Annotated in this window: 14 protein-coding genes; 6 read left to right on the forward strand and 8 right to left on the reverse strand. The window is 39.5% G+C overall.

Translation table 11 applies throughout. The annotated features are described in order from the left end of the window. Positions 1 to 66 precede the first annotated feature (66 nt). Entirely contained in the window at positions 67 to 540 is a 474-nt protein-coding gene (locus AC1TO8_RS00670) for a flavodoxin (RefSeq protein WP_482054461.1), read from the reverse strand. A 167-nt stretch (positions 541 to 707) separates the two neighbouring features. Between AC1TO8_RS00670 and AC1TO8_RS00675 the strand changes: the two genes are divergently transcribed. Further along, on the forward strand, positions 708 to 1,211 hold the full coding sequence (locus AC1TO8_RS00675; RefSeq protein WP_482053703.1) for a DUF2062 domain-containing protein: 504 nt from the start codon (positions 708 to 710) through the stop codon (positions 1,209 to 1,211). Between the two features lie 66 nt (positions 1,212 to 1,277). On the opposite strand, the gene AC1TO8_RS00680 is transcribed toward AC1TO8_RS00675, so the two are convergent. Then, complete coding sequence (locus AC1TO8_RS00680) at positions 1,278 to 2,675, reverse strand: RNA-guided endonuclease InsQ/TnpB family protein (protein ID WP_482054462.1); 1,398 nt, start codon at positions 2,673 to 2,675, stop codon at positions 1,278 to 1,280. A gap of 296 nt (positions 2,676 to 2,971) precedes the next feature. After that, positions 2,972 to 3,136 carry an antibiotic biosynthesis monooxygenase family protein gene (locus AC1TO8_RS00685; protein ID WP_482053704.1) on the reverse strand — a complete coding sequence of 55 codons (165 nt, stop codon included), beginning with the start codon at positions 3,134 to 3,136 and terminating at the stop codon, positions 2,972 to 2,974. 494 nt (positions 3,137 to 3,630) lie between these two features. On the opposite strand from AC1TO8_RS00685, the gene AC1TO8_RS00690 reads away from it, so the two are divergent. The 3 genes from AC1TO8_RS00690 to AC1TO8_RS00700 are packed head-to-tail and all read left to right on the forward strand — an operon-like array spanning position 3,631 to position 7,351. Beyond that, positions 3,631 to 4,725, forward strand: coding sequence for an endospore germination permease (locus AC1TO8_RS00690; protein ID WP_482053705.1), 1,095 nt, complete (start codon positions 3,631 to 3,633; stop codon positions 4,723 to 4,725). Beyond that, complete coding sequence (locus AC1TO8_RS00695) at positions 4,722 to 6,203, forward strand: spore germination protein (protein WP_482053706.1); 1,482 nt, start codon at positions 4,722 to 4,724, stop codon at positions 6,201 to 6,203. Before AC1TO8_RS00690 ends, AC1TO8_RS00695 begins: the two co-directional genes overlap by 4 nt. After that, a complete protein-coding gene (locus tag AC1TO8_RS00700; RefSeq protein ID WP_482054463.1) occupies positions 6,203 to 7,351 on the forward strand; it encodes a Ger(x)C family spore germination protein in 1,149 nt (382 codons plus the stop codon). The genes AC1TO8_RS00695 and AC1TO8_RS00700 overlap by 1 nt, the downstream gene beginning before the upstream one ends. Here AC1TO8_RS00700 and AC1TO8_RS00705 read toward each other — a convergent pair whose 3' ends face one another. Continuing rightward, on the reverse strand, positions 7,352 to 8,545 hold the full coding sequence (locus tag AC1TO8_RS00705) for a voltage-gated chloride channel family protein (protein ID WP_482053707.1): 1,194 nt from the start codon (positions 8,543 to 8,545) through the stop codon (positions 7,352 to 7,354). 213 nt (positions 8,546 to 8,758) lie between these two features. Here AC1TO8_RS00705 and AC1TO8_RS00710 point away from each other — a divergent pair, with 213 nt between their 5' ends. Continuing rightward, positions 8,759 to 9,457 carry a DsbA family oxidoreductase gene (locus AC1TO8_RS00710; protein ID WP_482053708.1) on the forward strand — a complete coding sequence of 233 codons (699 nt, stop codon included), beginning with the start codon at positions 8,759 to 8,761 and terminating at the stop codon, positions 9,455 to 9,457. Positions 9,458 to 9,524: 67 nt separating this feature from the next. Here the strand turns inward: AC1TO8_RS00710 and AC1TO8_RS00715 are convergent, their stop codons facing one another. Both AC1TO8_RS00715 and glf read right to left on the reverse strand, forming a co-directional pair. Further along, entirely contained in the window at positions 9,525 to 10,319 is a 795-nt protein-coding gene (locus tag AC1TO8_RS00715) for a hypothetical protein (protein ID WP_482053709.1), read from the reverse strand. Positions 10,320 to 10,368: 49 nt separating this feature from the next. Then, positions 10,369 to 11,493, reverse strand: a complete 1,125-nt coding sequence (gene glf, locus AC1TO8_RS00720) for a UDP-galactopyranose mutase (RefSeq protein ID WP_482053710.1) — start codon at positions 11,491 to 11,493, stop codon at positions 10,369 to 10,371. Between the two features lie 221 nt (positions 11,494 to 11,714). Here glf and AC1TO8_RS00725 point away from each other — a divergent pair, with 221 nt between their 5' ends. Further along, positions 11,715 to 12,242 carry a hypothetical protein gene (locus AC1TO8_RS00725; RefSeq protein ID WP_482053711.1) on the forward strand — a complete coding sequence of 176 codons (528 nt, stop codon included), beginning with the start codon at positions 11,715 to 11,717 and terminating at the stop codon, positions 12,240 to 12,242. A gap of 114 nt (positions 12,243 to 12,356) precedes the next feature. Here the strand turns inward: AC1TO8_RS00725 and AC1TO8_RS00730 are convergent, their stop codons facing one another. Both AC1TO8_RS00730 and murB read right to left on the reverse strand, forming a co-directional pair. Continuing rightward, positions 12,357 to 12,806, reverse strand: a complete 450-nt coding sequence (locus tag AC1TO8_RS00730; RefSeq protein ID WP_482053712.1) for a CBS domain-containing protein — start codon at positions 12,804 to 12,806, stop codon at positions 12,357 to 12,359. Between the two features lie 262 nt (positions 12,807 to 13,068). Next, entirely contained in the window at positions 13,069 to 13,983 is a 915-nt protein-coding gene (gene murB, locus AC1TO8_RS00735; RefSeq protein WP_482053713.1) for a UDP-N-acetylmuramate dehydrogenase, read from the reverse strand. Positions 13,984 to 14,300 lie beyond the last annotated feature (317 nt).

The following is a 14,300-nucleotide window of genomic DNA, read 5'->3' on the forward strand; positions in this document are numbered from 1 at the left end:
CTGTATATTACAGTTATTTTATGACAAACGGAAATATATAAAACAGATCATTCTAATAGGTTTTCCCTATGCGGTATTCTCACGATCATTAATAACGGCCATACATGCTTCCGCAAAACTTTTTCCAAATTCGCGACAAAGGACTTTTTCATCCGTGCTCGGACCATACTCAACCTTAAGGCTTTCCTGAAGCAACATTGCACCACAGGTTCTAAGCTTATCCTCCAATTGATCCACAGCTCCACAATAGATATCGTAACCAGTATCTCCGCTTCCGAATACGGCTGCTCGACTTCCCTGTAAGTCAACCTCATCCATTTCATCACAGAAATCTAAAAATTCATCTGGCATTTCACCATCACCCCACGTATAAGCACCTAATAAATACCCTCTATATTCAAGCAGTTGTTCCGCATGACTATTCTCAACCGTTTTCAACTCAACTTCTGCTCCTGATTCACGAATTCCATCAGCGATCAGTTCGGCCATTTCTTCCGTATTTCCTGTTAAACTTGCATAGATAACTGCAAACTTATTTATCATTAATCATCACCTCATGAGTCATTTGTTTCTTTCATTATAATTGATAATGATTATCAGTGTCAATTAAACAACGATACTTCTCCCATTATTAGGCTTCACGGTATAACTATTACCTATTTAATGATAGAATGGACAAATATTGATCTCGCCTGTAAAGGAATGTAATGATGAAATTAAATCTTCTTCGGAAATTGAAATATAACTGTTTAAAGTTGCTTCGAATCAAAAATTCAGATCATCAAGTTGTCATTGGTTTTTTAGCTGGATTCTTTCACTGCTGGTTTCCTACATTCGGTCTAGGACTGTTCCTTTCTCTTGGTCTTGCTAAATTACTACGAGGAAATCTAGTTGCAGCTATTATTGCGGGGACTTTCGGAACGGTGATATGGCCTTTATTGTTCTATCTAAATTATATAGTCGGTACTATAGTTATGAGTTTGTTCACTTCTCCTTCGGTGCAGATTGATGAAATTATGGATACCCCGATTACGGAACTCGATTATTCTGAATCTGCCTATCATTTTAGTGAACTTGGCAACATGAGTCTTTATTTCATAGAAGGATCGATAATAAACAGTATCCTATTCTCGGTAGTGGCATATTTTATACTACGTTTTATTTTAAAGCGATACCGCAGACCCTTACTTAATTTGCTAAGAAGTACATGAATACTCCCACCACTTACCAACGCTGTCGCTTCGGCTGAAGTGGGGGTTTCTGATGTATCATCCCATTTATTTCAGGATTCTTAAGACCCGTGGAGTTGACACGTTGATGGTCTGGTTACCATCCAACCCCTCTATCCCATTCGCTCCTTTGGCGGATACGTTTGGGAATACTTTTCGCATAATATTGGCTGCGCCGTTCACATCGGCATGAATCAAGCCCTTCGTATTCTTATACAGACCGCGATACATCCGTTTACCTGAGAAGATCCATGTACCCTCTTCACCATACCTCGGCAACGGGTCTTGGTCCAGGAAGCTGGCTTTCGAGGTATACGCCTCTTCGGTCAGGATAACGACAATTCCCTTTTCTGCTGCCTTATACTTCATCATCCGGATGAGCATCTGATGGGGAATATGAGTGAAGGACTGATTGTTTCGCCGTCCGATTCCAGGAGATTTCTTCCATCCATCGTTATGACCAATGACGATCATGCCGATGTTGTGCTCCACTGCCAACGTAATAATCTGATGACTTGCCTTGTGGAACAAGTCTTTGATCCTACGGTGGCGCTTCAAATGGAGCCGTTCTAAGCGTCTAGACGTATGCGCTCCTTCTCGCGGTTCCTTGCCTTGGCGAAGAATGCCAGTATAGTGCGCTTTCATCTTGTTGTAATACTGATTGATCGATTTAACAATCTTGCCCTTCACGATGATCGGTTTCGCTCCGGTGGTCGTGACGATGGTTGCAAGATTGACGACGCCAAGATCAATCGCCAGCACATGTTCTTGTACCGCTTCTTTCTGTTGGATCGGATAAGTGAAGATCAATTCAATCACGTATTGTCCATGCCTTGGAACGACACGCACTTGCATCAGTTGTCCGTCGGTATAACCCAGCTTACCGATGTTCAGTTGCAGCTTGGTCTTTGGAAACTTGAGAAATTTTCGTTCTTTGATCACACAGTCCTGATTGGAGAACTTGACTTCCTTTACTTTATTCCGAGCGTATCCCGGAATATTAGGCTTGCCATTGTACTTCTCAGGATGTTGGCGGTAGTCCTTGATGCTGGCAAAGAAGGCTTTCCAATTGTGGAACACTACTTTCATGATTCCCTGACTACACTGCGTCGGGAGCGCTCGATAATCGATTTGATTCATCACTTTGAACAAAGCGTCCAAGAAATTGTAATGAATAAAGGGACTCTCTTGCGAGGGTAGCTTGAACGGATGGGAACGGTTTTTTTCACTTCGTCGTTCGTTCATGACGTCAATATGCGATGCCAGCGTGTCGAGAACTTCCTGTTGCAACGGCTGTAGTGACTCATTCTTCCCAAAGGCGGTAATAATCTGTCGGATGTAAAAGTTGGTCGTGTTATACAAGTTCTTAGCATCCTGACACGCTTGATCGAGGTGTGCAAACAAGCGATGTCCCGGCTTAATCCACACTTGATGAGTTCTGTACATTGACTTTGAATCTGACAAAACTTCACCCCCTTCCAACTTGTATAATACGAATATATGTTCTATTCTTATTATACCTTTTAAGATTTAGGAAAGGAAGAACATCTTGTGGGAGTTCTCTCGGCGAAAATTGATAGAAATGACTGTTGATGATCTACAAACGGGTAAGTACACAATGAACCTATTATCCAATATTTCCATGGACGATAAACCAAAGTCCCGTGTTCGCATTTCACTTATGCCAACACGGGTCTTTCTATTCATCACTTTACTAGACATATAAGATCTCTTACTGATTATTAAATGCTTCCCCCACGCTTGATCTTCTTGGTCTCATACATACCCACTGTTGTGCTTATGATATACTCAGGCGTAACATTCCCTCTCTTTTGGCGATGACCTTGGATATGAACATCACTTTTCTCCCAATTCTTCCATGCTTCCTCCGATTCCCAGCGAATCATGATCATAACCTCTTCATTTTCTTTACTTATTTTTTCACGAGAATACTAATATCTATTAGCCCATCCATACCTTCTACTGGACTTTCTTGGCTAAATTTTTAAACAACCTTCTCTGCATTACCCATCTCTACCACAATCGTTCTAGTCTGAATAAGCAAATGAATCCCTCCAAAATTTTAATTTATTCATTATATGAGGTTGTTCAAATCGTCATACATCAAAATTGAATTGAGCATCATGTAATCTACTATACGTACCCCCAGCGACTACTAAATCGTTGCGACTACCCCAATAGGAAACAGCCACTTGTATGGCTGATAATATAAAAAAATCAACGTAACACTGAATATCTCCTTTCTAGATGCATGATATTGATAATCATTATCGTAACTATCTATATTAAATCCAAATTGTCCAATCCTTCACATATTAATTAAAATTACGGGTATGCTACACAGCAGGAATAAGATGCTATGTATGAAGGGGATACAGAAGTGAATTCTTCAATCGGTAAAATAAGTTTTTTACAAGTAGCTATGATCCTGTTGTTAATGAATGGACTGATGACCCACGTCATTATCAATCCTATGCTCTTAGATGCATCAGGAAGAGATGCATGGATCACTGTGTTACTGTCCTCGCTTGTTTGTCTACCTTGGTGTGCAATTATTGTCATTATTATGAAGAAATCAGGACAACAGAAATTACTTCCATGGCTTATTGAACGTACAAATCCGATTATAGCTTGGATCATCATCATTCCAGTCTGTATACAACTATACTTGATTGGTGGAGCTACGATATTCCATACCGTCACATGGATTTTTCTTGGTTATTTACCTGCTACACCAAGACTTGTACTCATTGTTCCATTAGTACTTACTTGCTTTTACTGTGCTAAATTAGGAATCCAGACGATTGCCATAGGAGCCGGAATTTTACTGCCATTTGTCATGGCTCTCGGGATATTCGTATCCGTAGCAAATACATCTCAGAAAAACTACGCATTATTAAGACCTTTCGTAGAACATGGTTGGGGACCTGTATTCGAAGGGTTCGTGTATATGGGAGGGGCATTCACAGAATTAATTGTCCTCATCGTGTTACAACATCATTTAAAAACAAAGATACGTTTCTGGCAGCTCATCATACTCGGAGTTTTCCTGCTAGGCATAACCCTTGGACCAATCGTTGGAGCCATCACTGAATTCGGACCTATTGAGGCAGCCAAACAATTCGTATCACCTTACGAGCAATGGCGTCTCGTCAAGCTAGGTGAGTATATCGAACATGTAGACTTCCTTTCCATATTCCAATGGTTAGCGGGTGCCACTATTCGAATTAGTCTTGTACAATTTCTACTGTCTGATCTACTTCCCTTTACAAATCAGGTCATGCGGACTCGTTTCCTTCTTCTCATTGCGACAAGCTATATACTACTAAGCCTCTTACCCATCAATCAGGCAACATTTTATCAATGGAGCTTTAAAGTATATGTTCCTGTTTCCTTATGGATAAATGTGATTCTTTCAATCATATGGCTCTATATTGCGTTATTTACTAAACCACCTAAGGGGGAAGTGAATTGAATTTCTCTAAGGAAGATGCAGAATTGAATTGGACTGAACAGAAAATAAGAGATTTATTTGAGAAATCAAAAGATATCATCATCTTTTCACATCAATTTGATGAGTCCGAATCATCTACTGTAGTATTGATATATAGTGAAGGCACGGTAGAATCTAGTCTTATTAGCCGTACTGTCCTGCCAGAACTACAATCGTTGTATCGAGTGAATAATGAGTTTGTTATTCATAAAGGTAAAATGTTTGGAGAGCTACAACTTGAACCACTAGAGAACAATGTCTCTGAGGAAATCCTCTGTGAGTTATTATTTGAAGGAAATCTGATGATTCTAATTCCGCATATTCATTCTTTCTTCACTTTCAATATGAGTCAACTTCCACAAAGATCTCCTGAGGAATCAAGCACAGAAATATCCATTAAAGGTCCTAAAGATGGTTTTGTAGAAAGCATCGTTGTCAACGTTGCCCTTATTCGCAAACGAATACGGAGTAAGTCACTTTGTTACGAGAGTTATATTCTGGGAACAAGAACTAAGACCAAAGTTGGTTTACTGTATTTCGATGATATTATCTCTCCCAAGATTCTGAAGGAAGTCAAACAACGATTAGACAATATTGATGTCGATGGAATATATAGTATTGGTCAGCTTGAAGAAATGCTATCTGATTCCAAGTATTCTCTCTTTCCATTACTTGACTTTACCGGTCGTCCAGATTTCACAGTAAATTGCTTACTGAACGGAAGATTTGTCATTGTTATTGATGGCAGTCCTATGGTGTTAATTGGACCGGGAACATTCACATTGTTATTGAAATCACCAGAAGATATCCATTTCAATTTTTATTATGTTTCTTTTGTTCGGATCATCCGTGCGGTTAGTTTCTTCTTGTCAATTCTACTTCCAGGGTTTTGGATAGCTTTAACTGGATTACATCAGGATCAGATTCCTTTCTATCTTATGGCTACCGTAGCCACCGCAAGGTTAGGAATTCCATTCCCTGCCCCCTTAGAAATGTTCCTACTTATTATTCTGCTCGAGATCTTTCGCGAAGCAGGCGTCCGTTTACCTAGTTCAATTGGACAGACCCTGACTGTCATTGGAGGGCTAATTATTGGTGATGCTTCTATTCGAGCTGGTCTAGTGTCACCATCTGTCGTTGTTGTTGGGGCGATTACAGCGGTGTCAGGTGTAACATTAGTTAATCAAACTTTAAGTTCCATGGTTAGCATTGTGCGATTAGCATTATTCTTTTTATCAGCTTTATTAGGTTTATATGGACTAATGTTAGGCTCTATCCTTCTTGTAATTTACATGTCTAGGTTACAGAGCTTCGGAGTGCCATACTTGTCTCCTCTTTCACCACCCATTTATAAAGATATGATAAGTACCCTCTTTCGTTTGCCTTGGATTAAAACAAAAAATAGACCCAGTGATTTACACACAATTGACTCTGATCATCAAGGGGATGATCCCACATGATGTATTGTAGAAGGATTATATCGTCGCTTATGCTGATGGCATTGTTATCAGGATGCTGGAATACCAAGGAAATCCAAAATATGATCTATGTTACCGCGATTGGTTATGACTATGTTGATGGGAAGTACATCTCCTATGTGCAAGCTCTTAATTTCAGTAATGTTGCCAAGACGGAAGGAGCAGAACTAGGTAAGAATATACCTACTTGGATTGGAAAGGGTGAAGGAGAGACCGTCATAGAATCCTTAATCTCACTCTATCAAACATCACAGAAAAGATTGTACTGGGGTCATGTCAAGGCCATTATCTTCTCGGAGAATTTATTGAAACACGGTATTCAAGGTGTCGAGGATTCTTTGCTCCGCTATCGAGAATTCAGGTATACCGTTCTGGTATACGGTACAAAAGAGCCTTTACACAATATCCTAACCCAGAAATCAATTCTTAACCTCTCTCCGATCGAGACGATTATGAGTACTCCCAATGATGTCTACACCCAACGGTCATATATTAAGCCCATCTATATTAATGAATTGCTTGCTAATCTGCACGAACCGGCTCTATCTACAAAGCTACCATCCCTTTCTATTGATACAGGTACATGGCATGAAGATAATGCTAAAAAATCGTTACTGAAAATTAACGGAGCTTATTTCCTGAAAAATTATAAATTTACCGGTTGGCTGTCTGAGGATGATCTTCAAGGATCACGTTGGATACAAAGGAAACTCGTAAGAACACCCATTACCATTCCTGACGAAGGCATTCCAACTGCAACGATCCTATTACGCAAACCTCATTTCACTATTACCCCAGAGATTGTTGGTAATGAAGTTAAATACAATATTAAAATTACAGCGCAAGCTCTTATCGAAGAAATGCAAGAACCATTTACCGAAAATACTGTTGAGAAAGAAGTGGAAAAGGCGATTGTATCAGAAATAAAGAACACCTATAAAAAGGGTGTAGAGCAAAAATGTGATGTTTTAAGATTGGAAGAGTCGCTTTTTCGTTCTAATCCTCGAAAGTTTCATGAAATATATCCACATTTGGATAATACCTTCTTGTTAACAGAAGATACTCTCCAAACGATCGATGTTAAAGTCCATTTACTCTATGCCGGGCTATATAAGCAAAGGCCTCGATAGTCACTTTCCTTTCATTTGGGAAGTATATATCCCTGAATTTCCGGAGAATATGTAACTTACCAAGCACGCGATAAACATAAATAGGGCACCCTCAGCACCAAATAACTCAATCCCCATTAGAAAACAAGCAAGAGGGGTATTCGTTGCACCACCAAATACAGCAATGAATCCTAATGCAGCTAGAAAAGGCGCATATAGTTGAAGCACCCCAGCTAACGAATTCCCAAGTGTGGCACCCATGGCGAATAACGGTGTCACTTCACCACCTTGGAATCCTGCTCCCAGAGTAACCGATGTGAAGATCAGTTTCCCCAGGAATGCGAACGGATGAACGTCCCCCTCGAAAGATTGAGAAATTAATGGGACTCCTAACCCTAAGTAATCTCGGGATCCAACTACATATACCATGAGGATAATGATGATCCCTCCAACAGCAGTTTTAATCATCGGATTATGAAAGATGGATGCAAAGGTTTTTTTGAAGAAATGCGTTAACTCGCTGAAGAACATGCTCGTTAAGCCAAAACAAATCGATGCAACAATAACTTTCAGTAATACTATAAATGTAATTGAAGGAACAGTCCCCATTTGGAAGTGAACATGTGTAACGCCCCATAAATTCATCGCAACCCAATTTCCAGTAAAACTTGCTATGAAACAAGGTATTAACGCATCATATCTCATCCTACCTAGAACGATTACCTCTAGTGCGAAGATGGCTCCCGCTACCGGTGTTCCGAATATCGATCCAAAGCCCCCACTAATCCCACACATCAACAGAATTTGGCGGTCTACGGGTCCAACCTTTAGCCATCTGCCGAATTGCTCTGCCAGACTCCCCCCCATCTGAACCGCTGTACCTTCTCGTCCTGCCGAACCACCCAGTAGATGGGTTACTAATGTCCCCAATAAGACTAACGGTGCCAATCTTAAAGGAACAGGCTCATATCCCCTCCCTTGGATTTGTTCAATGATCAGATTGTTGCCTTTAGCACTATTCTTACCGTATGTATAATACAGGTAACTTACGAAAGCTCCACCCAATGGTAATAAGAATAGCAACCATGGATTCGTTAATCTGACATCCGTTACATAATCAAGACTCATCAGAAATATCGCTGAAGCAGACCCTGTTAATAAGCCAACAACGCTACCAAAGAAGATCCATTTCAATAAAAATCGTAACCATGACATCTGGATAAATCTGTTCGAGCTATTTAACACCATCTTCCGCATCCCATCCACTTTAATAAACCCACTTTCTCAAGCGCAAATAACCTCTATTTCCGAAATAGTAGATCATATGCAATAGCTTGTCAATGTTATTTAACCAGATCTGACTAAAGCTTGATTTCTTGATCTGTAATCATTATGATGATAGTTAGAAAGTATAGAGGAGGTTACATTATGACAATGAAAGTAGAATTCTGGTCTGATATTGCATGTCCATGGTGTTATATAGGAAAAAGAAGGTTTGAGAAAGCATTATCTCAATTCGAACATCGTGATGAGATCGAGGTCATCTGGCGTAGTTTCGAGCTTGATCCATCCACACCACGTCAAGGTAAGGATCTTATTGACTCCTTATCTAAGAAGATGGGTAGATCAGTAGATGAAGTGAAACAAATGATGGCTCAAATTACAACGGTAGCTGCGAAAGATGGACTTGAATATCGATTTGATCTTATGAAATCTAGTAATACGTTTGATGCCCATCGACTAATCCACTATGCTGCCGCTCAAGGGCTTGTGGAAGAAGTTAGTGAGCAACTGTATCATGCCTATTTCACTGAAGGTTTGCTAGTTAGTGACATCGATGCTCTTCTTCAAGTGGCTGTGAAGGCTGGTCTCAAGGAGACTGAAACTCGACAAATCTTAGAGAGCGACAAGTATTCTGAAGAAGTTCGCTCCGATGAGAGTCGTGCACAATCTCTACAAGTGAGTGGTGTTCCATTTGTACTTGCTAATGAAAAATTCGCAATATCTGGAGCACAATCAACTGAAGTATTCCTTGATGCCCTTCGTCAAGCTTGGATTGATGCTCACCCGATTACCGTTGTAGGCGGTGCTGGAGATAGCTGTGATGATGGGAATTGTCTTATATAACATCAAGATAAATATCAAAAGAACTCCGCATATGCGAAGTAACGTCTCGCAAATGCGGAGTTTCCAATTATTTTGCGTTTTTCATAACCCAATCGCGGACACGATCGCTTTTAACCGGATGAACAAACATAACCCCCCCTTTTTTCAGCGCCTTTTTTACATCTTTCTTACTAAGCATAGGTTTCCATCGATTATATTGTTTGAAAGATATGGGATATGTGCGTGCTTTAGCACCACATTTCTTTGCCAATGTTGGAAAGATCATCTCGCCCAATGACTCTACCGGACTTTTGGCTAATAATTTTTCTAATTTCTCTCCATCAACTATCTTCAGGATCTTCTGGATTATTGTATAACTATAAGTTTGAAATGGGTTCGATGTTTTGCAAAAATAACTTTCTTTAAAATATTCCTTCCACCGCTTCCAATCCTTAAACATCGACTTCGTTCCCGGAGATCTTGGGTAATCTTTTTTAGGATTATATTTTCTCCAATGCTGCCCCATAAAATCGTACCCTTTCATTTTTTTATAAATATATTTACTAAACCCATCTTTTACAAACATCGTATCTGATTCCAAGTAGACTAGATAGTCATAAGAAATATTCATAATCTTCAGCCATCTGGTGACATCATATAATACTCTTCCGGTTTTTCTGTTTTTTAATGGACTGCTATAAGGACATAACTTTACTTCGTTGTACTTTAGACAGACCTCTTTGCCGAATTCTTTATTCGGGCCCCCATTATATAATACAATAAAGTAGTCTCCTCTAATAAAACGACGAATATTTTCTATTTGATCCATCACAGCCTTCTCATTTTCATGTGCTACCAATGAAAAACAGATCATGAGTTTCATCCTCCTAATTAACCTTTTTGTTAACAAACATTATCATGAAGTCATGAGATTAAATGCTCTTGTCTGCTATTTGTTTATACAGTGTTAACGCCCGTGCTACAGCCTGATCCATATTGTAGTATTTATAATCTGCCAGCCGTCCTGCAAAAAGAACTTTATCTTTGATTTGTTCCGCTTCCTTTACATATTCGCCATAGAGCTGACGGTTCTCCGCGCGCGGAATGGGGTAGTAGGGTTCGTTATTCTGGTTGTCTTCCATCGGATAAACAGTGGTGATTGTTGTATGCGGCGCGATTTGACCAGTGAGGTGCTTTGTTTCAAGAATGCGTGTAAATTCATACTCATTCGTGTAATTGATTGTTCCAGCCTCCTGATAATATTCTTGATTTAATGTCTCGAACTCGAAGCGAAGACTACGATAAGGGAGGCGCCCATGCTTGTAATTAAAGAAAGCATCTATAGGTCCCGTATAGATCATGCGCTTAAACTTAATATCTTCTATGACTGCACGATAGTCCGTGTTCAAGAGAACGCTAATATTAGGATTCTTTAGCATTCGACTAAAGAGATCTGCGTAGCTGTGCTTCGGAATGCCTTGATAGGTGTCTTGGAAATAGCGATTGTCCCTGCTAATATAAACCGGGACTCGCGCAGTGACTGAAGAATCCAACTCATCCGGCTTCAACTGCCAATGTTTAAGGGTATAGTGATAAAATACTTTTTTATAAATATATTCAGCCAAGAAGATGAGGTCTCCGCTTGCGCTTTCCCGAAGTTTTAGTATGGGTACCTTCACGCCGTAACCGTAATGTTGGATAAGCAAATCCTCAAGCTTTTCCGCGTACTTTTGAGGGAAAAGAGCATAGATAGAATTTAGATTAAATGGAACAGGGACTTTCTTGCCATCCACTACGGCTAACACATGATGAAAATAAGGTCTCCACTCTGTAAATTTCGAAAGATAGTTCCATACCATAGAGGAGTTGGTGTGAAATGTGTGTGAACCGTATTTGTGGATCAAGATGCCGTCCTGATTATAGCAGTCGTAAGAGTTACCCCCGATATGATCTCTCTGTTCTATCAATAATACTTTTTGATTCAGTTCAGAAGCGATCCTCTCCGCCAAAGTAGCTCCTGTAAATCCAGCACCGACAATCACCCAATCTACTTTCACGTATATCACTCCTCTATATCAATGTACAATTTAATATATTCAAAATAATATAAGAGGTGCTGTGCAACAGTTTGTTTTTACATAACTATTTAATATCTAATTCGCTTACAAAATGGTTGGAGTCATGAAGTTGGATAAAACCATTGTCCATAGGATTCACAACGTGTCCTCGCCTGAATATGATAATATTAATAGTTTATTTTTCAGAAAGGATGGTAGTAATGAGTGAGAATTATATAAAAACAAGGGATCTGGATACAATTGTGAAGTGGATTAAAAAAGTAGAGAAAATGGATGCTTATCAGAAGCAATTCAGTATTACTCAAGCCTCGCGTAAATTAAAGCTATCCTATAAAGTAATTGGGACAGGAAGAAGCAGGATTGTATTTGACCTAAAAAACGGCTTTGTATTGAAAATTGGCTATTCGATAAAGGGTATAAAAGATAATGCATCGGAAGCTTTATTATATGAATCCTCAATACCGACGATAAAAAGTTATCTTTCTAAAGTGGTAGACCATGGTCATGGCTGGTGCGTAATGGAGAAGATTAATTGGTCAGTAGTTTCTGATACTAAAAAAAACAGGGGTTTAGTTTACCAATTGCGAGATGAATTTTTAAGAGAGGGAATAGCACCAAATGATTTAACTAACAGAAGAAATGATGAACCGAGGTGGAAAAACTTCAACATCGATAATAATGGTCGAATTGTTGTTATTGATTATGCAAACTTTAAAAATAGTATGTAACTCCATCAGGGAAAGGGGCATCTATTATCTTAACTAGAAACACAACAAAAAAACTGTCCGTGATGAGACAGCCCTGACCCTTGCCCTATAGGTGTAAAATATAGTTTTACTAGATTAGAGGCTCAGTAAATCTGATACTTTAAGGACACCACTAAGTTTTCCTTGCTTTGTCATCATGATATATTCCCCAAGCCTATGTTCCTGACGTCTACCTAACTCCTCACGTATGGATTGAACATGAGTTCCCTCCTCTACTATGAGTGGGTTCCGATCCATCAGCTTGGTTACAGGTTCCATATACAAACTATCCATTCCCATAGGACCGACTAATCGCAAATAAAATTTACTGCAGTTCACAAGTCCTACAGGTTGATCTGCTTCGTTACAGACCACGATGCATTCCGCTTCTGGATGAGCGAATAAAACGCGTAATGTATCTTTACATTTCTGATTCGTGTAAACATGGGGACTATCTTGAATGAACTTGGAGAGTTGAGAAAGGGAGAGGCTTTGATCATCCTTAATCACTAACTGTGGACTTTTATAAAGAACAATGGCTGTCATGGTGAATCACCCTTTCCTTTTTATGCTTACAGCTCTATATTAAACTTGAATTATCAAATCTAATACTAGTAATGATTAACTCAATATTAAATTTATTCTCCAGAGATACTGAGCAATTGAAATAAAACCTACAATAATCAACTGAGTATGTCCGGATCATCATAGAAATTGCACACCGAAGAAGCTACCGAAAATTCAGTAGCTTCTTCGATGTGCATCTATTCCGCCTTGATCAGGTTGACTCGTTATTTAAGTGAGTTTTCTATAATTCTTCACCAATAAACTTAACTTCCGTTTCCAAATCGATATCAAATTTAGCTTTAACGGTGTCTCTCACATGATGAACTAGACCAATATAATCGCTTGCAGTAGCGTTATCTACATTAACAATAAATCCAGCATGTTTCGTTGATACTTCAGCTCCACCGATTCGTACACCTTGTAAGCCGCTCTCTTGGATCAATTGACCTGCGAACCGATTCGGTGGACGCTTAAACACACTTCCGCACGAAGGGTACTCCAAAGGTTGCTTCGACTCTCTCAAGTATGTTAATTCATCCATTTTTTCTTTTATGGAGGTATGTTCACCAGGTTGTAGGCTAAATCTTGCCTCTAATATAGTATACAATCCACCTGCAAAAATACTCTTTCTATAACTCAGCGCCATGTCCTCTCGCTTTATGGTCAATAAGTTCCCGCTGGAATCCACCACAAGAGCATCAATGAGCACATCAGCAACTTCTCCACCATAAGCCCCAGCATTCATATAAAGTGCACCACCTACGGTACCCGGTATGCCACAAGCAAATTCAAGCCCGGTTAAGTGCTCATCTAAGGCCATTCGTGATGCCTGTATAATGGATGCCCCACTTTGAGCACATAGTGTATGTTCGGAAACCGTCATTCGTTTTAATTGGGTCATCTGAAGAACGATTCCGCGAATACCGCCATCTCGAATAATGACATTCGATCCATTCCCAAGTGTTGTAATCGTTAGATTACGCTCTGCCGCATATTTAATGATACTTTGAACTTCGTCATATGTAGATGGTTGAACACGAATATCCGCATTCCCACCCATTTGGGTATATACATGATCCTTTAAAGTTTCATGACACTGAATTTCCGCAAGCGGGATTAGTGACTTCAACTCCTTGTAAATCTGGCTTATCTCCATTTCTGTACTCCTCTTCCATGTTATATAATCCTTTACCTATGTTATATCTTATTTTACCATAACATGATAAATGACGATAATCTATGTTAGCTTTCATAACCCTCCAAATCTAACCATTTCAGTTCAGAGTTCATACGTGGGCTACGATTGCTATGAAGTAAACTATCTTAACAGGATTCATTTCAATCCACGCACTCCATACAGAGTGCGACGAAGCATAGTGCACAGTAGACACAATCTACGAAGCAAAGGAGAAATGAAAATGACACAACCAAAATTCAGGGTTTTAGCCTGGAAACTAACAGTTGGCATTATGG

This window comes from Paenibacillus sp. Y859 (genome assembly GCF_056786405.1).